The organism is Alkaliphilus crotonatoxidans, assembly GCF_054658015.1.
Genome location: NZ_BAAHXS010000005.1, coordinates 146,418 through 169,712 on the forward strand (window position 1 = coordinate 146,418; position 23,295 = coordinate 169,712).

The window sequence follows — 23,295 nt, forward strand, 5'->3', positions numbered from 1 at the left end:
TAATGCTCCTCCTTGAATTAATCTTCAAAAACGATTTCCTCTACTTCCATATTGCTTATAGCTTCCTCGATTAAAGTCTCTGCATCCAGCCGAGCTTCAGACTTTAATATTCTATCAAGCCTGGGTTTTGTTACGGGCCTTTTTGGTAAAAACACCGTACAGCAATCCTCGAAGGGTTGAATAGAGGTATCATACGTTCCGATATTCCTGGCAATTTCTATGATATCCACCTTGTCCATAGCAATCAAGGGCCTGAATACCGGCATTGAAACCGCTGCATTGGTAGTATTCAAGCTTTCGATGGTCTGACTGGCCACCTGCCCTATGCTTTCACCTGTAACCAGGGCTTGGGCATTTTGTTCTTGGGCGATTTGCTCGGCAATTTTCATCATAAATCTACGAGATAAAATGGTCATTTCATCTTCAGGGCATTTTTCATTAATTTCTTTTTGAATGGGCAGCAGGTTCACTGAAAATAGCTTAAATGATCCGATGTATTCCGATAACAGTCTGGCTAAATCCAATACCTTTTCTTTGGCCCGCTGGCTGGTAAAGGGATAGCTATGGAAATGAACCGCCTGGATTTCTACTCCCCGCTTGGCCACCATCCAGCCTGCCACAGGACTGTCTATTCCACCTGAAAGAAGCAGCATGGCTTTTCCATTGGTGCCCAGGGGCAGTCCCCCCAGTCCCATGACCCTTTCACTGAATACATAGGCTTCTTCCCTGACTTCAACATATACTTTGACATCCGGCTGATGTACATCCACCTTTACCTGTTCCTGCTTCGATAATAGATAACCGCCAATCTCTCGGCTAAGTTCCAGTGAAGAAAGGGGAAAGCTTTTATCAACCCGTTTGCTCTCCACCTTAAAGGTTCTAATTCCCCTGGTTTGCTCTTGAAATTTGAGTTCCTCCAGGGCCACCTCTTTGATTTTATCCAGCTCTACGGGAAATCGCTTGGCAGGGCTGATCAAAGTAACCCCAAAGACCTTTTTAATTCGTTCTATAAGCTGTTTCTCATCATAATGATCGACATCAACATAAATACGGCTATGTTTTTTATAAACCGTTGGCCTGCCTAAATCCCTTAGGGCATGGCGAATATGTCTTACCAGCTTGTCCTCAAAAAATCGTTTATTGCTTCCCTTCAGCATTACCTCTCCATATCGGACAATAATTACCTTTTCCACCAACAAATCACCTCATAATCTTTCTTAATGCTTCCACATGGTACTTAATTCTATCAATTGCATAGCTTAATTGTTCTATGGTTGTTTCATCGCTAATGCTTAATCTCAGGGTACTATCTATCAGCTGTTCCCTTAGGCCCATGGCCTTTAATACATGGCTTTGGCCCTTTTTCTTTGAGGAACAGGCGGAACCAGCTGAAACGTAAATTCCGTCTTCCTCCAGGCTGTGAAGTAAAACTTCACTTTTTACACCAATAAAGGCCACCGATAGGATATGATCTGCAAAGGACTGGTCAGCTCCGGTCAAGATTTCAATGTTTTCGATGGCAGTACTGAGGTTTTTGATGAGATATTCCTTTAAATCCTTCAGCCTTTTCATTTTGGCAGGATGATCCTGATCCATTTCTTCCACTGCCTTACCAAGGCCAAATATGCCAGGTACATTTTCTGTTCCTGAACGGATTCCCGTTTCCTGGTTGCCTCCGGTAACCACCGGTCTCAGCCTAACTCCCTTTTTCACATAAAGGCCGCCAATGCCCTTGGGGCCATGGATTTTGTGGCCGCTAAAGGAAAGCATGTCTATGGGAAGGGTATTGACGGGGATTTTGATCTTTCCAAAGGATTGAATGGCATCAACGTGAAATAGGGTATTTTTGTTTTTTCTTTTTAATTCCCTTCCAAGGATTTCAATTGGCTGAATACTGCCTACTTCATTATTAACATGCATGATGCTGACCAAAATGGTATCTTCCCTGACGGCCGATAACAATTGATCTAAATCAATTAATCCCCTCTTATCTACATCAATATAGGTTACCTCATAGCCCTTGGCCGCCAAATCCTCCATGGTGTTCAATACCGACGGATGCTCAATTTTTGAGGTGATTAAATGTCTTCCCCTGCGGCCATAGGCCTCTGCTGCTCCTCTAATGGCCATGTTATTGGATTCTGTACCACCTGAAGTAAAATACAATGTCTGATCCTGACAGCCTAAAAACCTTGCAATGTTCTTACGTATTTGCTTGATATGCTTCTCGACCATTACTCCCTTGCCATGAAGGGAGGAAGGATTTCCATAAAGCTCTTCCATTCCGTAAACGACAGCCTGAACCACAGATTTTCTTGGCTTTGTGGTGGCAGCATTATCTAAGTACACTTCCATGTTTTTTCACCTTCATTCAGTTCATTCATACCTTAATTCAGATTTTATCATAACGAAATAATACTGTTTTGTAAAGAAGCCTTTTTGTTGTAGTATACCCCAAATAAATCCCTATATTGAAGAGGGCAGCAGAAAAAAAGAAAGGTATTGGGCACCTTTCTTAGTATCCTAACGCTTCACCAACAATATAAACATTCAAATCAACTGTCATGGGTTTATGATTAATGATGGTTGTGATATTACACATACGATCTTCACTTAAACAATCATTGCAATTACCTGTTATTGCACAGGGAGTCTTTAAATTCAGCCGCATTGCATTCCCCGGACAGGCCTTAGATTTAATTCTGTCAATGGCCGAAATTAAATCACTGGTAATCTTGTTAATACCGCAGATAACAATCACACGCTTTGGGCCATAGAACATGGCACTAACCCGATTGCCTACCCCATCAATGTTGACTAATTCGCCACCTTCGGTTATGGCATTGGTACTGGTTAAATATAACTCTGCCTTTCCTGCCTGTTCCCTCACCTGAGGTCTTTCTTCCGGCGGTACCAGCCAATGCCAGTATACTTGTTTTCCCCTTTGGGCCAGCTGCTCGTGTAATTTCAGATCGAAAATTGTCATTGAGCCCCCCACTCCAATTGTCGACACAGCATCGGCCTCATCCATAATAGCCTTAACGGCTTCTTCCTTAGTATTAAAATATTTAGTCCCGATTTCTTTTTTTTCTAAGTTATTCATTAGATTTTGAACTTGTTCCTTCACTTTGAAACCCCCTTTTTAAATTATCAAAATTGCTATTATGATAACATTATACAACAATCATTTCCAAACGCAAAATTAATTTAAAAAAAGTTGCTGTCAAAGCCTTGCACTATTTGTCGAGATTTGTTATAATTTTTTTGTGGTTATCCCCCTGGTAACCTCGATTATATAATCTCTATTCCCAATACCCCTTTTGAAAATCACATTTTATAAATGTGAACCTGGGTCCACGACCCAGTTTTTTTTTACCCTTTTTTACATTACTTCCCTTAACTTAAACCTAAACTTAGTACAATATTCTTATTTTTTCATTCACAAACCCACCCACATCATATATAATTATTCTTGCAGACGTAGACAAAAATAGAGGGAGGTATCGCATTGAATAAACCAAAAGTAGCTGTCATTTTTACAGGTGGTACAATTTCCATGTCGGTTGATCCAAGGATTGGTGCTGCAATTCCTTCTCTTTCCAGTCAGGAAATATTATCATTGGTGACTAATATTGATCGATATGCTGAAATAGAAACCATTAATTTTTCAAAGCTCCCAGGACCCCAAATGGATTTGACCCTTATGATGAATCTTAGGGCCCTGGTGGTTGAAACCCTGGATCGCTACGATATTGCCGGCGTTGTCATTACCCATGGCACTGATACCCTGGAAGAAACCGCCTACCTTTTGGATTTATCGATTCAGTCTTCTAAGCCCATTGTAGTGGTTGGTGCCATGCGAAACAGCTCTGAATTGGGCTACGACGGTCCCAGTAATTTAGCCGCTGCAGTGTGTACTGCCATTTCTCCCCATGCTGTCAATAAAGGGGTTTTGGTAGTAATGAACAACGAGGTAAATGCCGCCAGTGAGGTGACCAAATTTAATACTTTAAGCCTAGATACCTTTAAATCTTTAGAGTTCGGCCCTCTGGGTATTGTTGATAATGATGAGCTTATCTTTCACCGAGCCATTGTCAATCGACAGCAAATCGTAACTGATCAATTAGAAACCAGAGTAGAATTAATTAAAAGCGCTGCTGGGATGGATTCCAGCTTAATAAAATATTGTGTTGATCGCGGCTCAAAGGGGATTGTAATTGAAGCCATGGGACGGGGCAATGTTCCTCCCACCATGCTGGAGGGAATTATCTATGCCTTGGAGAAGCAGGTGGCTGTTGTCATTACATCCCGCTGCCCCACCGGCCGGGTGTTGGATTCCTACGGCTATGAAGGTGGCGGCAGACATCTGCGCAACCTTGGAGTAATATTAGGTGGCGATTTACCCGGACAAAAATTAAGAATCAAATTAATGCTGGCCCTTAGTGTCACCGATGACCCAAAGGAGCTAAGGGATATTATTGAAGGCCGGCAATATCATTAATACGATTGAAAGCCAACCATAGGAAGATTTGGCCCTGTGGTTGGCTTTTATTGCTGTAAAATCCTGTTTCTAATACAGGTCTGAAGATCAAAATCCTTAATTTGATTACTGTTTAAGAAGCGTATCTTGACAATCTTATCGGTTATTCCTTCAATCAAGCCCTTTCCAAAGAGCCGATGATAAATGGCTTTTCCTATAGTCAATCCATCCTTCACAGGGGTCAACTGCTTCATTTCGTCAACAAATCGTGATGTCTCTGCTCTTTTATTGTAGCGAAATTGGGGTGAAGAAACATAAAGATTTTCCTTTGCCCTGGTAATGGCAACATAAAACAGCCTTCGTTCCTCCTCTATGGCTTCCTCTGTCTCTAGCACCTTGTTATGGGGTACAATTCCCTCGATAGCGCCTATAATAAAAACGATTTTAAATTCCAGCCCCTTGGCCCCGTGCATAGTCAATAAATTAACTTCGTCTTGATTTTTTATTTTGTTTTTATGCTGTTTGATCTGGGCTTTAAAATTGCTAATATATTGTAGGAAGGCACCTTGCTCTGAAAATTTTGCACTGGATTCCTCCACCTCATCAAGGATTTCAAAGATGCCATTACTGGAGATTTTCTTTTCTACGCAATAGTTTTCTATGTATTGATCATAGCCCACCTGTCTACGAATATAACCGATGGCCTGATGGGTGCTTAAATTTCCTATATTTTTTAAATCCAGCTGGAGCTGGTCTAAATGTTTGGTCTGATAAGACTTCAGTTCCCCCTTAACCTTTAAGGCGGTAATAAAATCCTTATGATAGTTCAAGGCGGCCTCCATGGCCTTTTTCGATATATAACGGGTTGGGCGGTTAATGATGGAAGCCATACCTCGGCTATCCATCGGATTTTGGCCAAGATTCAAATAGGTTAATAGATCCCTGGCGGCCCAGTGTTCATAAATATTGTAAATTTGGTCCTTACAATAAAAGGGAATCTGATTTTCCAGCAATTCACCAACCATAGCTGCCCCCAGCATATTGGTACGATAAATAATTGCCATATCGCCATAGCTAACCCCTGATCTATGCCAATCCTTTATTAAACTGCTGACAAGGCGATTTTCTTCCTCTCTGCTTTTAGGTATCATGTAGCGTATTTCTTCCTTCGGACTATGGTAGGCTACAATGTTTTTAGGAATTCGTACCTTGTTATTGGTTATTAAAGCGTTGGCACCCTTAATGAGGTTTCCCTGGGAGCGATAATTAACATCGATTACGATTTTATTGCTGTTGGGAAAATATTTTTCAAAATCTAAAATAAAATCAGGTCTTCCGCCCCGAAAGCTATAGATGGACTGATCATCATCTCCCACCACAAATAGATTGTATTGAGGAGCACTTAATAGCTTGATAATTTCAAATTGAATTTGATTAATATCTTGAAATTCATCTATTAATATATATTGGAATTGATTTCTTAAAAGCTTAAGGACCTTGGGATTTTCATTTAAGAGCCGATAGCATTTGATAAGCATATCATCAAAGTCAATTTTTTGATGGTCATTTTTATAATTTTCATAGCAATCAATTAAGCGCAAAAAATCCTTTGTTAAAATACATTGGGAGGTGAAATTTTGCCTGCCTGTATAATTGCTATAATAAAGGGCCATTTCCAACAGCAGCTCTTTAATTAGCTCATCATCATCTGCATAGTCTATCATCAAGGTTTTGGCTATATTTTTAATTACGGTGTATTTTTCTCCTTCATCAAGTATTTGCCCTAAGCCATACCCCCAATGACTTCTGATGATGCGAAAAAAAACCGAGTGGAAGGTTCCAAAATGTACCCTGCCAGCCCCAGGTATTTCATCCTTAACCAGGCTGTAAAATCTTTGCTTCATTTCCTCTGCTGCAGCCTTGGTAAAGGTAATAACCAGTATATGATTTGGATTAACCCGGCAGGCCTTAATTAAGTGCTTAATTCGATAGGTTATAACGGTGGTCTTGCCGGAACCAGGCCCGGCATAAACCATACATGGTCCCTGCCCATGGAGTACTGCCTTTTTTTGCTGTTCATTCAGTCTATTAAGATACTTTTCCATGCTACACCCCTACATCTATACATAATCATTCTTCTTTTAGTGTTTCTTTTCATTTTAAAAGTTTATCATATCTAACCATGATAAACAAATCTTAAAATAAAAAGGATCGTTTCTCTATAAGAAACCATCCTCTAAAATAGTATTATTGTTTTTCTGCCAGCAGCTTTTTTAAGAGACCTGTAATTAATTGTTGGGTTTCGCTGTTTTTATAGCTGCTATCTTTATTGAATTCAGAATTAAGCTCCTTTAATTCATTAATGGCTGAGGCTGTACCACTGTACTGCTGCAGTAAGTAGCTGTAATTACGAATTAGCTGTTGCTTTATCTTTTCCGAAATATCCATTGACAATAGTTGTCGATAAGCCTCCCTTGCCTGTTGAATATTTCTGTTTTTTATAGACTCCTCCGCCGTAAAAACTCCCGTGACTAACTTTGTGTCTTTATTTGTGGTGCTTCTATTAAGCTCACTGGCAAACTTCAGCACCTCTTGTCCGGGTATTAGCTTGGCAGCCTCCTTTAAGAACAGGTCTAAGCCTTCAACAGTTTCATTTTTTCTGGCGAGAAGGTGCTGCATGGCTTCTTGAATAAGTTCGATTTTTCTTATATTACCTGTATTTTTATCGTAAACAATTAAATAATAGTTATTTCCCACTACATTGTCATAGTCTTCGTTTTTTAATTGCCATAGGGTTTCAATAGGATTACTGTCATATAAATGGGCTTCATTATGGGGTATGTATCCAATAAATGACATATATTCCAGGGAGCTGATGGCCTTTATAAATTGTTGATTTTGTCTATCTGCCTTTTGACTTCCCTTTGCTAACGTAAAGGTAGGCTGCTGTTTTCCAAAATTATTGAATGTAATTGGCTTAAAGGCCAAATCTTCAAGCAGATACTGAAAATCTTTATTGACTCGACTCAGAATTACTGCGGCTTCCGCCCTTGTAACCTGCCTGTGGGGTCTAAAGGTTTGATCTCCATAGCCCTGTATTATGCCATTACTCACCAGCTCCATCAGTTCTTGATAATAGGGTAGGCTGGTAGCCACATCATGGAACCGAAGATTCTTCATTTCAATAGGTGGCGTCGTCACAGCCCTGGCCAGCAAAGCTGCTTCGTAACGATTAATGGCCCTTTGGGGTTGTAGTTGGGCTCCCTTGAAAATATCCTCCAGGCTCAATTCCGTATTGCTGTAATATTTTATGTAGATGTTAAGCTCATGCAGGCTGTAGTAAAGCTCTGACTGCCGATCTATATCCTGATAAGGAATTGTGTCGTTATAAAGGATAAAATCTACTTTTTCATAAACCTTACTTTGATGAAGTAAATGATTAAGTCCTATGATGTAATCCCCTCGAGTCATAGCCTGGTCTGGCCTAAAGGCACCACCTTCATATTCTTTGATTATACCCATTTCATCAGCCGCCCATTTGATATAACTCTGCCCCCAGTGGCCTTCAATATCATTTAGGGCATAGGAAAAGCTAGCGCCAGCACCGATTAACAGTATAACTGATAAAATCACAATTCCCTTTATTTTCTTCATGTATGTACCGCCCCCCCAAATATTTCTTTTTATTTCCTTATTATTCATCGTATCATAAAGCCACGATATATAATTTTACATTTCTATAACATCTTATATCATTTTATAATTATATACCCCATTTTATCGTTTCATCAAACATTTTTCCGCTAATACGCTAGTCTATTTATAAGACGACAAATATTCTAATAAGTTGCAAAATATGTTAAAATAGACTTGCTTAAATTTTACCATCTAAGGAGGCAGTTATGAAAACGATCTATCGTCGCCTTGAAAACAATCAAGCCTTACCTTCCAGTCTGAATCATTTATTTCTTTCAGAGAAATTCTGTATTGTTGATATAGAAACAACAGGCCTAAGTCACCGATATCATCATGTTATTCTAATCGGCCTGTTATACATAGAAGAAGAAGATATCGTTGTTAAGCAATTTCTGGCTGAAAACGTCAGGGAAGAAAAACAGGTTTTGTCTGCCTTCCTGGAAGCATCCCGGGAGATTCCCTATACCATTACCTATAATGGGGCATCCTTTGACGTTCCCTTTCTGAAGGAAAGATTTAAAAAGTACGGAATTCAATGGCCCTTTAACGATATTAAGCATTTAGACCTGCTGCAATTAATCAAGCGCTACCGCCGATCTCTTTCTCTGGAAAATTTGAAACTTAAAACCGTTGAAAAGTTTTTAGGAATCAACAGACGAGACACTATCAGCGGTAAGGAAAGTGTTGATCTTTATTTACAATATCAGCAAGAGCCTTCCCCCAGCCTGGAAAAGACAATTCTGCTGCATAATTTTGAGGATATTTTCTATCTTTTAAAGGTAACCCATATCATAGAGTATTTTCCTCCATCCTTTTTACTGTTGTCTAAAACCTGCTATTCAATTAGCTATTCTGGTAAAAAAATAGATTTATTGTATTATCCAGAGGATGTCACCATCAAAAAGAACACACTATACCTTAAGGGTCGAACCAGTACTGTTAAGGATCTGCCTGAAGAAATTCACTATACATCCCAGTACCATTTTCAATGGTCTCCGGTTTCGGGCAGCTTTACACTGGAGCTTCCCTTAGAGCATTTTAAGCTACCCACAAAGGAAAAAATCTATTGCCTGGATTTTAAGACCTTTCCCTTTAATTTTGAGGAACTGACTTCTTCTTCCATTGCCAGGGATGTTATTTATGAAGGTATGATGGAGGTAAGTGTGACCAAGGAAGAAAATCATAGCTTTCTGATTGAATTTATCAATCATCTCATCAGGGGAATATTAAATAATCAAGGCTAGTACTCCGTCCTAGGGGGAAGCAATATAAATACACAATAAAAAAACCACTTAATAATGATTATTAAGTGGTTTTTTACTGAATAAACTGGTGCCCAGAGGCGGAATCGAACCACCGACACGGGGATTTTCAGTCCCCTGCTCTACCGACTGAGCTATCTGGGCATAAAAAATGGTGGGCTTAAGTAGACTCGAACTACCGACCTCACGCTTATCAGGCGTGCGCTCTAACCTGCTGAGCTATAAGCCCACAATTTAATATTGTTACCTGGCTGGCGGAGAAGGCGGGATTCGAACCCGCGCGCCGCTTACACGACCTAACGGTTTAGCAAACCGTCCTCTTCAGCCTACTTGAGTACTTCTCCAATTTAAATTTAATGCTGGCGGAGAGGGTGGGATTCGAACCCACGGCCCCTTGCGGAGTCACTGGTTTTCAAGACCAGCTCCTTAAACCACTCGGACACCTCTCCAAATTTATAGCGTTTAAATTGGAGCGGGTGAAGGGAATCGAACCCTCGCGGTCAGCTTGGAAGGCTGAAGTTCTACCACTGAACTACACCCGCATTACATAGTTGGAGCTGGTGATGGGACTCGAACCCGCAACCTGCTGATTACAAATCAGCTGCTCTGCCAATTGAGCTACACCAGCTTGGATGGTGCCGAAGACCGGAATCGAACCGGTACGGTCTTGAGGGACCGCAGGATTTTAAGTCCTGTGCGTCTGCCAGTTCCGCCACTTCGGCATATTTGGCTCCAGAGAGAGGACTCGAACCTCCAACCTACCGGTTAACAGCCGGGTGCTCCACCATTGAGCTACTCTGGAATATTAATTTGATACGCCATAGAAATTTTAGTTCCCAATCATTTGATGTGCCGTTTCTCTGTAGCGACAAGTATTATTATACGACAAATTTAATCAATTGTAAACACTTTTTTCCTAACAAGAACTAACTGAATAATATTTATTATAACCTATTTATTATCAAAAAATCCTTCCTTTTATTTAAAGGCGCTATTAATTCAGTTGCAGCTTCAATATTCAAGATTGTCCTTTGTAAAGACCTGATGAATTAGGATTGATAACTTTTAAAATTAAATGATATGAAAAAATCAAGGTGATCACCTTGATTTTTTGCATTTTTAAACTGGTGCGCCCAGAGAGATTCGAACTCCCGACCTTCTGATTCGTAGTCAGACACTCTATCCAGCTGAGCTATGGGCGCATGGAGGCGACACCCAGATTTGAACTGGGGAATAAAGGTTTTGCAGACCTCTGCCTTACCACTTGGCTATGCCGCCGTAAAAATGGTGATCCATCCGCGACTCGAACGCGGGACACCCTGATTAAAAGTCAGGTGCTCTACCGACTGAGCTAATGGATCAAATGGCTGGGATAGCAGGACTCGAACCTGCGAATGACGGAGTCAAAGTCCGTTGCCTTACCGACTTGGCTATATCCCAATATATTTAATGGGGTGGATGATGGGATTCGAACCCACGCATGCAGGAGCCACAATCCTGTGTCTTAACCGCTTGACTACACCCACCATATTTGGAGCGGAAGACGGGACTCGAACCCGCGACCCTCGCCTTGGCAAGGCGATGCTCTACCACTGAGCCACTTCCGCATTTTCTTAAAATAATTTTTCTTTTATGGTGCGGGTGGAGGGACTTGAACCCCCACGGTCGCCCGCTAGATCCTAAGTCTAGTGCGTCTGCCAATTCCGCCACACCCGCATGTATTTTTAAATGGTGGAGGGAGAAGGATTCGAACCTTCGAAGTCGTCGACAACAGATTTACAGTCTGCCCCCTTTGGCCACTCGGGAATCCCTCCACTTATGGAGCTGGTGATGGGACTCGAACCCGCAACCTGCTGATTACAAGTCAGCTGCTCTACCAGTTGAGCTACACCAGCATATTAAATTAATATGGCGACCCGGAAGGGGCTCGAACCCTCGACCTCCAGCGTGACAGGCTGGCATTCTAACCAACTGAACTACCGGGCCATAATGCATGTTGTTTGAAAATTCTAATATGGTGGGCACAACAGGGATCGAACCTGTGACCCCCTGCTTGTAAGGCAGGTGCTCTCCCAGCTGAGCTATGCGCCCATATCCTAGAGGTCAAAACTGACTTGACCTCTGATTTCTTAAAATGGTGACCCCTAGGGGAATCGAACCCCTGTTACCGCCGTGAAAGGGCGGTGTCTTAACCGCTTGACCAAGGGGCCAAATATAGTTGGTAGCGGCAACGGGGATCGAACCTGTGACCTTTCGGGTATGAACCGAACGCTCTAGCCATCTGAGCTATGCCGCCATATTTGTTGGTTGCGGGGGCAGGACTTGAACCTGCGACCTCCGGGTTATGAGCCCGACGAGCTGCCAACTGCTCCACCCCGCGATATTTTTTTAAAATGGTGCCGAAGACCGGAATCGAACCGGTACGGTCTTGAGGGACCGCAGGATTTTAAGTCCTGTGCGTCTGCCAGTTCCGCCACTTCGGCACGTTTGGCTCCAGAGAGAGGACTCGAACCTCCAACCTACCGGTTAACAGCCGGGTGCTCCACCATTGAGCTACTCTGGAACATTCATGCCGCAACGTCCTACTCTCCCAGGAGGCTGCCCTCCAAGTACCATCAGCGCAGAAGGGCTTAACTACTGTGTTCGGGATGGGAACAGGTGTGACCCCTTCGCTATTGTCACGGCATTTTTTTAATTAAATTTTTGAGGTTAAAAATTAATTAGCTCATCTAGTATATCATAAACCTAAGGATATGAGCAACTTAATTTTTAACTAAGCAACTGCCACGAAATTATAAATTTCGGCCATCTGCTTATATTCCCTCAAAACCACACAATGTCAAGTAAGCTGAATATATTTTTTTGGTCAAGCCCTCGACCTATTAGTATCGGTCAGCTCAGTACATTACTGCACTTACACCTCCGACCTATCAACCAGATAGTCTGTCTGGGGTCTTACTCCTTTCGGATGGGAAATCTTATCTTGAGGGGGGCTTCGTGCTTAGATGCCTTCAGCACTTATCCCTGCCATACATAGCTACCCAGCGATGCCCTTGGCAGAACAACTGGTACACCAGAGGTATGTCCATCCCGGTCCTCTCGTACTAAGGACAGCTCCTCTCAAATTTCCTACGCCCGCGACGGATAGGGACCGAACTGTCTCACGACGTTCTGAACCCAGCTCGCGTACCACTTTAATGGGCGAACAGCCCAACCCTTGGGACCTAATACAGCCCCAGGATGTGATGAGCCGACATCGAGGTGCCAAACCTCCCCGTCGATGTGGACTCTTGGGGGAGATAAGCCTGTTATCCCCGGGGTAGCTTTTATCCGTTGAGCGATGGCCCTTCCACTCGGAACCACCGGATCACTAAGCCCGACTTTCGTCCTTGCTCGACCTGTATGTCTCGCAATCAAGCTCCCTTATGCCTTTGCACTCTACGCACGATTTCCGACCGTGCTGAGGGAACCTTTGGGCGCCTCCGTTACTTTTTAGGAGGCGACCGCCCCAGTCAAACTGCCCACCTGACAGTGTCCCAAGACCGGATTCACGGTCTATGGTTAGAACTTCAGTACTACAAGAGTGGTATCCCAAGGATGACTCCACCAAAACTGGCGTTCTGGCTTCTAAGTCTCCCACCTATCCTGTACATGTAGTACCAAAATCCAATGTCAAGCTACAGTAAAGCTCCACGGGGTCTTTCCGTCCTGTCGCGGGTAACCAGCATCTTCACTGGTATTACAATTTCACCGGGTCTATTGTTGAGACAGTGCCCAAATCGTTACGCCTTTCGTGCGGGTCGGAACTTACCCGACAAGGAATTTCGCTACCTTAGGACCGTTATAGTTACGGCCGCCGTTTACTGGGGCTTAAGTTCTGTGCTTTGGTTGCCCTAACACTTCCCCTTAACCTTCCAGCACCGGGCAGGCGTCAGCCCCTATACGTCGTCTTTCGACTTAGCAGAGACCTATGTTTTTGCTAAACAGTCGCTTGGGCCTATTCTCTGCGGCCGGATCAGGCTTACGGAGTAAATCCTTCACCTATTCCGGCACCCCTTCTCCCGAAGTTACGGGGTCATTTTGCCGAGTTCCTTAACAATAGTTCTCCCGTTCGTCTTAGGATTCTCTCCTCACCTACCTGTGTCGGTTTGCGGTACGGGCACCTAATAATCTCGATAGAGGCTTTTCTTGACAGTGTGGAATCAATCAGTTCGCTACTTAAATTTCGCTCCCCATCACTTCTCAGGATATGTTAAGACGGATTTGCCTATCCTAACTCCCTACCAGCTTAGACGCACACAACCAACGGTGCGCATGACCTATCCTACTGTGTCACCCCATCTCTCAAGCGATTACAGGTGGTACAGGAATCTCAACCTGTTGTCCATCGCCTACGCCCTTCGGCCTCGGCTTAGGTCCCGACTAACCCTGAGCGGACGAACCTTCCTCAGGAAACCTTAGGTTTTCGACGGGCAGGATTCTCACCTGCCTCTCGTTACTCATGCCAACATTCTCTCTTCTGTAAAGTCCACTGCTCCTTCCGGTACAGCTTCAACCCTTACAGAATGCTCGCCTACCACGCTGACGTAATCATTACTACTTTCATAAATAGCTTTGAGCTTAAGGTATTTGGCGAAAACATTGATTTAATCCTAGCGGATGGCTAAGTTTGTTTTCGCTAAATGTCCTCATGCGTCAGCATTGGATCATAAAAGTACTAATGATTACGTCAGCATCCATAGCTTCGGTGATACGTTTGAGCCCCGGACATTTTCGGCGCAGAATCACTCGACCAGTGAGCTATTACGCACTCTTTAAATGAGTGGCTGCTTCTAAGCCAACATCCTGGTTGTCTGTGCAACTCCACATCCTTTTCCACTTAACGTATACTTAGGGACCTTAGCTGATGGTCTGGGCTGTTTCCCTCTTGACTACGGATCTTATCACTCGCAGTCTGACTCCCAGGTAAAAGATAACAGCATTCGGAGTTTGATAGGTTTTGGTAACCGGTGAAGGCCCCTAGACCATTCAGTGCTCTACCTCCGCATCTCTAAACCTGAGGCTAGCCCTAAAGCTATTTCGGCGAGAACCAGCTATCTCCAAGCTCGATTGGAATTTCACCGCTACCCACAGCTCATCCGGTGACTTTTCAACGTCAATCGGTTCGGACCTCCACGAAATTTTACTTCCGCTTCATCCTGTCCATGGGTAGGTCGCCTGGTTTCGGGTCTATGGCATGAAACTAAGCGCCCAGTTAAGACTCGCTTTCGCTACGGCTTCGCACCTGAAGTGCTTAACCTTGCTTCATACCATAACTCGTTGGCCCGTTCTACAAAAAGTACGCGGTCACACATAAAAAGTGCTCCCACAGCTTGTAAGCAAAGGGTTTCAGGTTCTATTTCACTCCCCTTCCGGGGTTCTTTTCACCTTTCCCTCACGGTACTATGCGCTATCGGTCACCAGGTAGTATTTAGCCTTGGGGGGTGGTCCCCCCAGCTTCCCACAGGGTTTCACGTGTCCCGTGGTACTCTGGAGCACAGTCAAAGGCCTTCTTGTTTCATATACAGGACTATTACCTTCTATGGTGGGCCCTTCCAGACCTCTTCTATTACAATAGCCGCCTTCTTAAGACTGTGTCCGCAACCCCGATAGAGTAAACCCTATCGGTTTGGGCTCATCCCATTTCGCTCGCCGCTACTAAGGGAATCGATTTTTCTTTCTCTTCCTCAGGGTACTTAGATGTTTCAGTTCCCCTGGTCTACCTTCATTTACCTATGGATTCAGTAAATGATACTTGAACATTACTTCAAGTGGGTTTCCCCATTCGGAAATCACCGGATCAAAGCTTGCTTGCAGCTCCCCGATGCTTATCGCAGCTTACCACGTCCTTCGTCGGCTCCTGGTGCCAAGGCATCCACCCTCTGCCCTTATTAGCTTGACCATGCTAATAATCGTTCAGTTAATGATCAACATTAACTTAAAGAGTAATTGATGCATACAACAGCTTACGCTGTGTATTATTCTCAGCTTTACTTTTAAACATTGTGCAGTTTTCAAGGAACAATGGTGGAGACGAGGAGAGTCGAACTCCTGACCCCCTGCTTGCAAGGCAGGTGCTCTCCCAACTGAGCTACGCCCCCAGGTTTTTTATGATGTTAAAAATTCTTCCATTCATTTGTATTGCATCAAAACTATTGTTATGAATTCCAGAATTTTTAACTAAGCGGACTGCCACGAAAGTTATTTTAACTTTCGGCCATCTGCTTAAAGTCTTTCAAAACTAAACAGTATAGCTTAAGCCTAAGCTCCTTAGAAAGGAGGTGATCCAGCCGCACCTTCCGATACGGCTACCTTGTTACGACTTCACCCCAGTCATCGACTTCACCTTCGACAGCTTCCTCCTTACGGTTAGATAGCTGGCTTCGGGTGCTTCCGACTCCCATGGTGTGACGGGCGGTGTGTACAAGACCCGGGAACGCATTCACCGCGACATTCTGATTCGCGATTACTAGCAACTCCAACTTCATGTGGGCGAGTTTCAGCCCACAATCCGAACTGGGACCGACTTTATGGGATTGGCTTCAGATTACTCCTTCGCTGCCCTTTGTATCGGCCATTGTAGCACGTGTGTAGCCCTGAACATAAGGGGCATGATGATTTGACGTCATCCCCACCTTCCTCCGAGTTATCCCCGGCAGTCTCTCTAGAGTGCCCAGCCAAACTGCTGGCAACTAAAGACAAGGGTTGCGCTCGTTGCGGGACTTAACCCAACATCTCACGACACGAGCTGACGACAACCATGCACCACCTGTCTCCTCAGTCCCCGAAGGGAAAACTCCGATTAAGGAGTGGTCCGAGGGATGTCAAGTCCAGGTAAGGTTCTTCGCGTTGCTTCGAATTAAACCACATGCTCCGCTGCTTGTGCGGGTCCCCGTCAATTCCTTTGAGTTTCACTCTTGCGAGCGTACTCCCCAGGCGGAGTGCTTAATGCGTTAGCTGCGGCACTGAGGTTTGACCCCCAACACCTAGCACTCATCGTTTACGGTGTGGACTACCAGGGTATCTAATCCTGTTTGCTCCCCACACTTTCGTGCCTCAGCGTCAGTTACAGTCCAGAAAGTCGCCTTCGCCACTGGTGTTCCTCCTAATATCTACGCATTTCACCGCTACACTAGGAATTCCACTTTCCTCTCCTGCACTCAAGTCCTACAGTTTCAAAGGCTTACTACGGTTGAGCCGTAGCCTTTCACCCCTGACTTGTAAGACCGCCTACGCACCCTTTACGCCCAGTGATTCCGGATAACGCTTGCCCCCTACGTATTACCGCGGCTGCTGGCACGTAGTTAGCCGGGGCTTCCTCCCAAGGTACCGTCAAATTTCTTCCCTTAGGACAGAGCTTTACGACCCGAAGGCCTTCATCGCTCACGCGGCGTTGCTGCATCAGGCTTTCGCCCATTGTGCAATATTCCCCACTGCTGCCTCCCGTAGGAGTCTGGACCGTGTCTCAGTTCCAGTGTGGCCGATCACCCTCTCAGGTCGGCTACTGATCGTCGCCTTGGTGGGCCATTACCCCACCAACTAGCTAATCAGACGCGGGCCCATCCTGTACCGATAAATCTTTGACCTTAAAAAGATGTCTCCAAAAGGTATTATGAGGTATTAGCAACGGTTTCCCGTTGTTGTCCCTCAGTACAGGGCAGGTTGCCCACGCGTTACTCACCCGTCCGCCGCTAGCTTCCGCTCAACACTCAAAATTCAGTTCACTTTACAACATGTGTTGTCACTTAAATAACGCGTGAAGGACTCCATACTTCCGTCCTTGACGCTGGCTATTTAGACAAAATACTGAATTCTCAGTGTTGAGCGTCAGCTCGCTCGACTTGCATGTGTTAGGCACGCCGCCAGCGTTCATCCTGAGCCAGGATCAAACTCTTAATCAAAAAATTTCTGGGTGTCATTTAAAAATGACTTTTATATGCTGGCTTAATATCTATACTGTTCAGTTTTCAAAGACCTGTAAATTCAAGGCCCAAGGCCTTCCGCCCCGTAGTGGCGACTTTTATACTATATCATTTTTTTAAAACCATGTCAACATATTTTTGTTTTTATTTTTAACTTTTTATAGCATTATAGAAACGATCGTTGAAGTTATCTGGATTATTAAAGAGAAAAATCATTAATTTCTAAGCATTTTTTCATATATTCTATTAAGTAAAAACATGTAAACCCAATTTAAATAATACAAAAGATAAAATATAGGAAATACTATTATTCCTTTTTAAAAAGTCGTTATGCATTTAGAAATCATAAATTAAGGCCCCTGGTTTATTAGTTTAATATATATGACTTTACCGGGGGCACTGGCAGAACAATCAATTTACTAGTGATTACTTTGATATGCAGCAATCACACTACCCAGGGCAATGGAGTACAGCTTATTCTCGGCAGAATCTGCCCTAGAAACCAATACCACAGGAGCCTTAGCCCCCATAATGATGCCTGCAGATTTTGCACCAGCTATATAGGTTAATGCTTTGCCTACTCCGTTACCCACCTCGATGGTCGGTACCAAAATAATATCTGCTTCTCCTGCCACAGGGCTTTTGAAATTTTTAATCTGAGCAGCTTCCTTCGATACTGCTAAATCAAAGGCTATAGGACCTTCCACAGTGATTCCGGCACCAAACTTCCCTTCTTCTGCCATGACCTTCAAAGCGGCTCCGTCTACAGTTGATTTCATTTTATCGCTGACCTTTTCCTTAGCTGCAAGGCAGGCTACCTTTGTTTCATGATTACCTAATGCCCTGGAAACCAACAGTGCATTTTTTAAAATCCCCTGTTTTTCCTCCAGCGTAGGCTCAATATTCATTCCCCCATCGGTCAAAAGCATTAGCTTATGATAATTGGGGGTTTCATAAACCATGACATGACTTAAAAGGTTTTCAGTTCTTAAACCAAATTCTTTATTCAAAACGGCTTTTAGTAAAATAGAGGTATCCAATAGCCCCTTCATGACAAAATCAGCGGCTCCGGAAGATACCAGCCTGACAGATTCCAAGGCAGATTCGGCTAAATCAGGGCGATTAATAACAGTAAACTGCTCTAAGTCGAGTTTGATCTCATTGGCAATTTCCCGAATCTTACTCTCATCCCCTACTAAAATACCCTCTATTAAATTCATGTCCCGCGCTTCCTTTACTGCGGTTAATACATCTGTATCCTGGGCGGCAGCCACAACAAGCTTCATTTTGTTTTGGGTCTTTGCTGCTTTCATTAACGCTTCTAAATTTTTAATCAAGGTAATCACTCCATTATATTGATTTAATATAAATAAATTTACCCTTCTAATTTTACGCTACTGATTGTATTCGCTATTCCCTTTGATTTTCCTTCTGTTTTTTAACATTTAAAATTTTTTAATAACAAAAATATTACTGCTTAATTGGTAAAGCACCATGATTTTAGCATGGAAAAAATACCTTTAGTCTTTATATGCCCTTAAACGTTCCATACAAGCAAGGGCAATTTCGTCCTCAGGATTTAATGCCAGGGATCTTCTCAAGAACTGCTCGGCCCTTTGATAATCACCAATTTCCATATGGATTACTGCTAAATTGCATAAAATCTCACCATTTTCTCCCCCCAGCTCTAGGGCTTGAAGGGAATATTCTACAGCTTCCTGATAATCTCCTAGGCTTCCATAGCATAATCCCAGCTCTACCATGGCATCTACCTGCTCAGGCTTTTTCTCAAGTACTTTTTGAAAATATGATATACCTTCAACATACTCCCCTAGCTGTCGATAAGCTAAGCCAATAAAAAAAAGCAGATTCCACCAATCACTGTATTTTTCCTCAAGGGGCTTTAAGATTTCCAGACCTTCTTTCGGTCTTAAGGCCAGGATTGCTTGATAGCCCCTTTCATAGGTTACTAAATCTTCAATTTCATGAAGCAAATGGGTTATTTGCAGCTTCATCAGTTCATCTGTCTCTTTTTCAAGAAACTTCTGAGCGTATAGCTGGGCCTTAAGGAATTGTCTTTCCTCTTTATAAATATAGGCCAGGTGATAATAGGCCAGAGGCTCAACCTGAATCGCCAGTACCTCTTCCAGCATAGTCTTTGCCTCTTGACGAAAGACAGTAAATTCCCTTTGAGACTTACTCAGCTTTTCCACACAATATTTTAATAGTGAAACGGCATAATGAAGCATAGCCTGGGGTTCTTGCGGAGAAATCACCCGGGCTGATCGAAAAAAGATGATGCTTTCCAGTAGGCGCTGTTGATCGGTTGCCTGGATCCCTTCCTTTAAAATAAAGGCCTGTATATTTTCGTCTGAAGCCTTTAAAAACCGAATATAAGCTTCTTTATGCCTAAAGTTCGGATCGATTCCCAGGGTATACAGCATTCCTCTCATAATGGCCCCCAGTGTAATGACTTCACCTTCTTTTTTGGTTTTAATATTGTTGGCCAATTCTTCGGTTAAGAGGGGAACATCCAGGCCGCCCGGAGGGAGCTCATATCCCTCAAGCCTTAAATCAGCATCTTCTTTTAGATGTACAAAGGAAAGATCTTCTGTTCTGTTTTTTAAATATTGATCTATTAAAGACATGTGCTTCCTCCAATTTTCATTTGTTTAATTGTTTATGAAATATAATATCATCTACTAAATCACCCGTTTTAAGGCATTGATGATGTTGAAAAACACAGCCTGATACCGTGAAACCCGCTGATAGCAGCATGTTAATTGATGGCCTATTATCACTGAAGACATAGGCCCTAGCAAGGGAAATCCCTTCTCTGCTGAGCTGCTGAAGGCAATAGTTGAGAAAGGGCTTTGTCATTTGTCTGCCTCGATACTCAATAGCTACAGCAATGGTAATTAGGGCACAGTGGTCTTGATTCCCTTGACCACGGCGCCCTCTAAAGACTGAAACCAGTTGATTATTTTCAATCGCTATATAATAAAAGGTGTTTGGTAAGCTAAAATCATTCCTAAGGGATACCATGTCATGTAAATCCGCAAAGGTTACCTCCGCTGCTTCATTCTTTAATTTTTTGAACAGTTCTAATACTTTATCTATGTCCTTTTCCTGCATTGTTAGATATTGCACTGCCATACTGCCTATTCCCCCTCTGGTTCAGCCGGTTAAAATCTCCTCATAAACAATCGCTTTCTACGATTGCTGGTACTAAGTAAATCAAAAAGATACCCACGATATATCATCATGAAGGCAAACCATAGCTGTCCCAATAGATATAGTATTATTCCCAAAGGAGAAAACAACCCTCTGGTGGGTAAAATATAGTAATTGAAAATTCCCGTTAGCTGCTGGCCTGTCAGTAAGTATAACACTCCCAATAATATGATATTGGGCAAAAACCATTCCAGCCAATTTTCTCTGACATTTTCAAAGGTGTAGGTAATGCTGTCCCAGGGCTGGTAGTATTTTTGATAAACTACCTCTGGCAGTGGATTGAAAAACACCAGTATTAAAAAGGTGAAGGCCCATTGGGCTGCAAAGGAACCAATTAATCTACTGAGGAAGGGCATTGCTAAAAGACTATAGGCCAGATTCGCTACATAGCTTACAAATAAGATCCCCCAAACCTTTCTTAAATAGATTGTAAAGCCATCCTTGAAATCTTGAATGGTAATTCGATCACGCCTGATAATGCAGTTTAATAAATACAGATAATTGGAGATTAAAGCACTGGTAGCAATAATCATTACAATTCCTGCCAAAAGCCCAAATAAAGGGATGATACTATATAACAGCAATGTGGCAGTCATATAAAAGAAACCAGTAAATATAATCATCCAATTTTTTTTCAAGCTTTTTAATGTATTTTTTAATACTTCTTGATTACTATAAAACAAATCCTTTAATACATCCATCAGCTTCACCTCATCTTTTTAGTTTAACTTAAGGTTACTTTACTATAAACCGATTGCTCAAGGGCCTTGCTGTCTAAATCGTAGTGAAAGAGCACGATAATACTATCGGGTTTTTGAGCCAATAACAGGTTAGGGGCTTTTTCAATGGCCAGTACATCGTAGGTAAATTGCTCAAAATGTACCCTTTTAATAATTTGCTTGGCAGTCATTCCTGAAAACTGGGGTAGATATTGAGCTATATTTTCTTCCCGCTGAAGAAATTGATGACATTTGTTTTTAAAATCTGCCAGCACATTACGATGTAAAAATGCTGGTATGGAAGGACTTCTGGTATTTTTTAGATAATCTAGCTTCAACACCTCTTTAAAAACCTCAATAGGTTGGTGCCTCTGTTCTATAAAAAAATTCAGCAATGTCTCATACAGCATCATTTTATTATGGGCCCTATGATGATAACCCTTATTCTCCCAATAGCGCCATAGCCCTTCAAAAAAGCGAAAGGGACTCTGATAGAAGTTGTGTATCAGCACTTCAATTGATGTCTTGAACATCCCCGAATTCCAATAGTTCTCTACCATTTCTTCAATCCCCTTCAGTCTCGATATTTCACCAAAGGACAATACGGAGGTTTCTAATATTTCATAGGGAGCTTTGTCTTGATACACAAATCCATACTCCTGGGCTTTGGCCCTTAACCCCGATCCTTTTAACAGCTTTAAAAATCCAACTTGAAGCTTTTGTGGTCTAAGGGCGAAAACATCGTCAAAGGATTTTCTAAAGGAATAATAATCCTCGAAGGGCAGTCCTACAATTAAATCTAAATGCTGATGAATGTTCTGAAAGGAAGCGATGGTGCCAACCCGATCTTTCAATCTTTCAAAATTAACCCTTCGATCAATGGCCCTGAGGGTTTCCTCATTGGTTGACTGAACCCCTATTTCCAATTGAAATAAGCCTACAGGAGCAGATTGAAGGGCCTCCATTATTTCATCATCTATTCTATCGGCTGTCACCTCAAAGTGAAAATTAGTGCCGCCTCGATGATGGGCTATAATGAATCGAATAATCTCAAGGGCAAATTCCTTTCGAGCATTAAAGGTTCGGTCAACAAACTTAATTTGTCTTACACCGGCTTCCATCAAATATAGCAGCTCCTTTTTTACCCGATCCAATGGCAGGTACCTAACCCCTTGATTTGCTGAAGATAAACAATATTGACAATTAAAGGGACATCCCCTTGAGCTCTCATAATATATGATTTTATCGGGGCTTAATGCCTCTCCTGTATAAGGAAAAGGAACTTCCTCAAGGGATACTGTCAAGGGAGGGCCTTCAGGAACAAATACCTGCCCCCTGGCTCGATAGGCAACCCCTGGCAGTTGAGTGTAGTCTCCATCATCTAATAATTTTTGTACCAACCAATAGAGGGCGCCTTCCCCTTCTCCCATTATTACAAGATCAATATAGTCGTATTTCGTCATTAATTCCTTTGTTCCATAGGAAACCTCTGGCCCGCCCAGAACAATTAATGTGTCGGGCATAATCTTTTTTATGGTATTGGCGATTTCCAGTGTCATTTCTATATTCCATATATAACAAGAGAAGCATATTAACTCAGGCTGACTTTTATAGATTTCTGATATGATATAGTCTAAATGATGATTAATTGTATATTCCTGCAATTCAACCTGCTGTCCCAGGGGATTCAAGACCTGCTTCAAATAACGAATCGCTAAATTGGTATGAATATACTTTGCGTTTAGAGTTGATAGTATAATTTTCATCCTGGAACCTCACTTTTCGTAATCAAAAAACTATTTATAATAGCACTGCAATATCCCTTGTGAACTTTAATAGCGCTATTATAGGATATGCCCATTCTGTATAATTTCATACAGAACATACAAATGAATCAATCTAATTCAATTCTTGGACATTATTTCCTTAAATATAATATCTAT

12 protein-coding genes, 25 tRNA genes and 3 rRNA genes are annotated in these 23,295 nt (G+C 42.6%); 2 read left to right on the forward strand and 38 right to left on the reverse strand.

The features are described from left to right. Positions 1-17: 17 nt before the first annotated feature. The 3 genes from thiI to ACYQ1I_RS11900 all read right to left on the reverse strand — a co-directional run bounded on the left by thiI (position 18) and on the right by ACYQ1I_RS11900 (position 3,127). Positions 18-1,193 carry a tRNA uracil 4-sulfurtransferase ThiI gene (gene thiI, locus ACYQ1I_RS11890; RefSeq protein ID WP_459765624.1) on the reverse strand — a complete coding sequence of 392 codons (1,176 nt, stop codon included), beginning with the start codon at positions 1,191-1,193 and terminating at the stop codon, positions 18-20. Between the two features lie 7 nt (positions 1,194-1,200). Further along, the gene (locus ACYQ1I_RS11895; RefSeq protein WP_459765626.1) at positions 1,201-2,355 is read right to left on the reverse strand and encodes a cysteine desulfurase family protein; all 1,155 of its coding nucleotides are present in this window, start codon (positions 2,353-2,355) and stop codon (positions 1,201-1,203) included. 160 nt (positions 2,356-2,515) lie between these two features. Further along, the gene (locus ACYQ1I_RS11900; RefSeq protein WP_459765628.1) at positions 2,516-3,127 is read right to left on the reverse strand and encodes a lactate utilization protein; all 612 of its coding nucleotides are present in this window, start codon (positions 3,125-3,127) and stop codon (positions 2,516-2,518) included. 381 nt (positions 3,128-3,508) lie between these two features. Here ACYQ1I_RS11900 and ACYQ1I_RS11905 point away from each other — a divergent pair, with 381 nt between their 5' ends. Beyond that, positions 3,509-4,501, forward strand: coding sequence for an asparaginase (locus tag ACYQ1I_RS11905; RefSeq protein ID WP_459765630.1), 993 nt, complete (start codon positions 3,509-3,511; stop codon positions 4,499-4,501). Between the two features lie 47 nt (positions 4,502-4,548). Here ACYQ1I_RS11905 and ACYQ1I_RS11910 read toward each other — a convergent pair whose 3' ends face one another. Continuing rightward, on the reverse strand, positions 4,549-6,585 hold the full coding sequence (locus ACYQ1I_RS11910; protein WP_459765632.1) for an ATP-dependent helicase: 2,037 nt from the start codon (positions 6,583-6,585) through the stop codon (positions 4,549-4,551). Between the two features lie 142 nt (positions 6,586-6,727). After that, positions 6,728-8,134, reverse strand: a complete 1,407-nt coding sequence (locus ACYQ1I_RS11915; RefSeq protein WP_459765634.1) for an S-layer homology domain-containing protein — start codon at positions 8,132-8,134, stop codon at positions 6,728-6,730. Between the two features lie 248 nt (positions 8,135-8,382). Between ACYQ1I_RS11915 and ACYQ1I_RS11920 the strand changes: the two genes are divergently transcribed. Continuing rightward, on the forward strand, positions 8,383-9,420 hold the full coding sequence (locus tag ACYQ1I_RS11920; RefSeq protein ID WP_459765636.1) for a ribonuclease H-like domain-containing protein: 1,038 nt from the start codon (positions 8,383-8,385) through the stop codon (positions 9,418-9,420). A gap of 86 nt (positions 9,421-9,506) precedes the next feature. Here the strand turns inward: ACYQ1I_RS11920 and ACYQ1I_RS11925 are convergent. From ACYQ1I_RS11925 to ACYQ1I_RS12085, 33 genes are all read right to left on the reverse strand, one after another. Beyond that, positions 9,507-9,582, reverse strand: a tRNA-Phe gene (locus ACYQ1I_RS11925). A gap of 8 nt (positions 9,583-9,590) precedes the next feature. Beyond that, positions 9,591-9,667 (reverse strand) — tRNA-Ile (locus ACYQ1I_RS11930). A 23-nt stretch (positions 9,668-9,690) separates the two neighbouring features. Beyond that, positions 9,691-9,782, reverse strand: a tRNA-Ser gene (locus ACYQ1I_RS11935). Between the two features lie 16 nt (positions 9,783-9,798). Next, positions 9,799-9,887 (reverse strand) — tRNA-Ser (locus ACYQ1I_RS11940). Between the two features lie 19 nt (positions 9,888-9,906). Then, positions 9,907-9,980: transfer RNA gene (locus ACYQ1I_RS11945), tRNA-Gly, on the reverse strand. Positions 9,981-9,990: 10 nt separating this feature from the next. Then, positions 9,991-10,066 (reverse strand) — tRNA-Thr (locus tag ACYQ1I_RS11950). A 5-nt stretch (positions 10,067-10,071) separates the two neighbouring features. After that, a tRNA-Leu gene (locus ACYQ1I_RS11955) sits at positions 10,072-10,160 on the reverse strand. 5 nt (positions 10,161-10,165) lie between these two features. Then, positions 10,166-10,240: transfer RNA gene (locus ACYQ1I_RS11960), tRNA-Asn, on the reverse strand. A gap of 323 nt (positions 10,241-10,563) precedes the next feature. After that, a tRNA-Arg gene (locus ACYQ1I_RS11965) sits at positions 10,564-10,640 on the reverse strand. A 1-nt stretch (position 10,641) separates the two neighbouring features. Continuing rightward, positions 10,642-10,716, reverse strand: a tRNA-Cys gene (locus tag ACYQ1I_RS11970). A gap of 7 nt (positions 10,717-10,723) precedes the next feature. After that, a tRNA-Lys gene (locus ACYQ1I_RS11975) sits at positions 10,724-10,799 on the reverse strand. Between the two features lie 3 nt (positions 10,800-10,802). Further along, a tRNA-Gln gene (locus ACYQ1I_RS11980) sits at positions 10,803-10,878 on the reverse strand. Between the two features lie 10 nt (positions 10,879-10,888). After that, positions 10,889-10,964: transfer RNA gene (locus ACYQ1I_RS11985), tRNA-His, on the reverse strand. 6 nt (positions 10,965-10,970) lie between these two features. Next, positions 10,971-11,045, reverse strand: a tRNA-Gly gene (locus ACYQ1I_RS11990). Between the two features lie 26 nt (positions 11,046-11,071). Further along, positions 11,072-11,154, reverse strand: a tRNA-Leu gene (locus tag ACYQ1I_RS11995). A gap of 13 nt (positions 11,155-11,167) precedes the next feature. Then, positions 11,168-11,252: transfer RNA gene (locus tag ACYQ1I_RS12000), tRNA-Tyr, on the reverse strand. Positions 11,253-11,257: 5 nt separating this feature from the next. Next, positions 11,258-11,333 (reverse strand) — tRNA-Thr (locus tag ACYQ1I_RS12005). A 14-nt stretch (positions 11,334-11,347) separates the two neighbouring features. After that, a tRNA-Asp gene (locus tag ACYQ1I_RS12010) sits at positions 11,348-11,424 on the reverse strand. A gap of 29 nt (positions 11,425-11,453) precedes the next feature. Continuing rightward, positions 11,454-11,529 (reverse strand) — tRNA-Val (locus tag ACYQ1I_RS12015). Positions 11,530-11,573: 44 nt separating this feature from the next. Beyond that, positions 11,574-11,648, reverse strand: a tRNA-Glu gene (locus ACYQ1I_RS12020). Between the two features lie 9 nt (positions 11,649-11,657). Next, a tRNA-Met gene (locus ACYQ1I_RS12025) sits at positions 11,658-11,734 on the reverse strand. Positions 11,735-11,742: 8 nt separating this feature from the next. Continuing rightward, a tRNA-Met gene (locus ACYQ1I_RS12030) sits at positions 11,743-11,818 on the reverse strand. A 14-nt stretch (positions 11,819-11,832) separates the two neighbouring features. Then, positions 11,833-11,921, reverse strand: a tRNA-Leu gene (locus tag ACYQ1I_RS12035). 5 nt (positions 11,922-11,926) lie between these two features. Then, positions 11,927-12,001 (reverse strand) — tRNA-Asn (locus tag ACYQ1I_RS12040). A gap of 6 nt (positions 12,002-12,007) precedes the next feature. Then, a 5S ribosomal RNA gene (rrf, locus tag ACYQ1I_RS12045) occupies positions 12,008-12,124 on the reverse strand. A 176-nt stretch (positions 12,125-12,300) separates the two neighbouring features. Next, a 23S ribosomal RNA gene (locus tag ACYQ1I_RS12050) occupies positions 12,301-15,379 on the reverse strand. Between the two features lie 123 nt (positions 15,380-15,502). Further along, a tRNA-Ala gene (locus ACYQ1I_RS12055) sits at positions 15,503-15,578 on the reverse strand. 173 nt (positions 15,579-15,751) lie between these two features. Beyond that, positions 15,752-17,378 (reverse strand): 16S ribosomal RNA (locus ACYQ1I_RS12060). Together the 16S, 23S and 5S rRNA genes with 25 tRNA genes alongside form the textbook arrangement of a ribosomal RNA operon. A 440-nt stretch (positions 17,379-17,818) precedes the next feature. Continuing rightward, a complete protein-coding gene (locus ACYQ1I_RS12065; RefSeq protein ID WP_459765638.1) occupies positions 17,819-18,736 on the reverse strand; it encodes a bifunctional enoyl-CoA hydratase/phosphate acetyltransferase in 918 nt (305 codons plus the stop codon). A gap of 183 nt (positions 18,737-18,919) precedes the next feature. Then, complete coding sequence (locus ACYQ1I_RS12070; RefSeq protein WP_459765640.1) at positions 18,920-20,047, reverse strand: tetratricopeptide repeat protein; 1,128 nt, start codon at positions 20,045-20,047, stop codon at positions 18,920-18,922. A 16-nt stretch (positions 20,048-20,063) separates the two neighbouring features. Next, entirely contained in the window at positions 20,064-20,555 is a 492-nt protein-coding gene (locus ACYQ1I_RS12075; RefSeq protein WP_459765642.1) for a GNAT family N-acetyltransferase, read from the reverse strand. 29 nt (positions 20,556-20,584) lie between these two features. Next, positions 20,585-21,334, reverse strand: a complete 750-nt coding sequence (locus ACYQ1I_RS12080) for a hypothetical protein (RefSeq protein ID WP_459765644.1) — start codon at positions 21,332-21,334, stop codon at positions 20,585-20,587. Positions 21,335-21,357: 23 nt separating this feature from the next. Continuing rightward, positions 21,358-23,118: a B12-binding domain-containing radical SAM protein gene (locus ACYQ1I_RS12085; RefSeq protein ID WP_459765646.1), complete on the reverse strand. Its 1,761-nt coding sequence runs from the start codon at positions 23,116-23,118 to the stop codon at positions 21,358-21,360. Positions 23,119-23,295: the final 177 nt, after the last annotated feature.

Coding starts and splice junctions, on each gene's coding strand:
- ACYQ1I_RS12075 (WP_459765642.1), bottom strand. CDS start 20,555: ATGGCAGTGCAATATCTAACAATGCAGGAAAAGGACATAGATAAAGTA.
- ACYQ1I_RS11915 (WP_459765634.1), bottom strand. CDS start 8,134: ATGAAGAAAATAAAGGGAATTGTGATTTTATCAGTTATACTGTTAATC.
- ACYQ1I_RS11895 (WP_459765626.1), bottom strand. CDS start 2,355: ATGGAAGTGTACTTAGATAATGCTGCCACCACAAAGCCAAGAAAATCT.
- ACYQ1I_RS11910 (WP_459765632.1), bottom strand. CDS start 6,585: ATGGAAAAGTATCTTAATAGACTGAATGAACAGCAAAAAAAGGCAGTA.
- ACYQ1I_RS12085 (WP_459765646.1), bottom strand. CDS start 23,118: ATGAAAATTATACTATCAACTCTAAACGCAAAGTATATTCATACCAAT.
- ACYQ1I_RS12070 (WP_459765640.1), bottom strand. CDS start 20,047: ATGTCTTTAATAGATCAATATTTAAAAAACAGAACAGAAGATCTTTCC.
- ACYQ1I_RS12080 (WP_459765644.1), bottom strand. CDS start 21,334: ATGGATGTATTAAAGGATTTGTTTTATAGTAATCAAGAAGTATTAAAA.
- ACYQ1I_RS11920 (WP_459765636.1), top strand. CDS start 8,383: ATGAAAACGATCTATCGTCGCCTTGAAAACAATCAAGCCTTACCTTCC.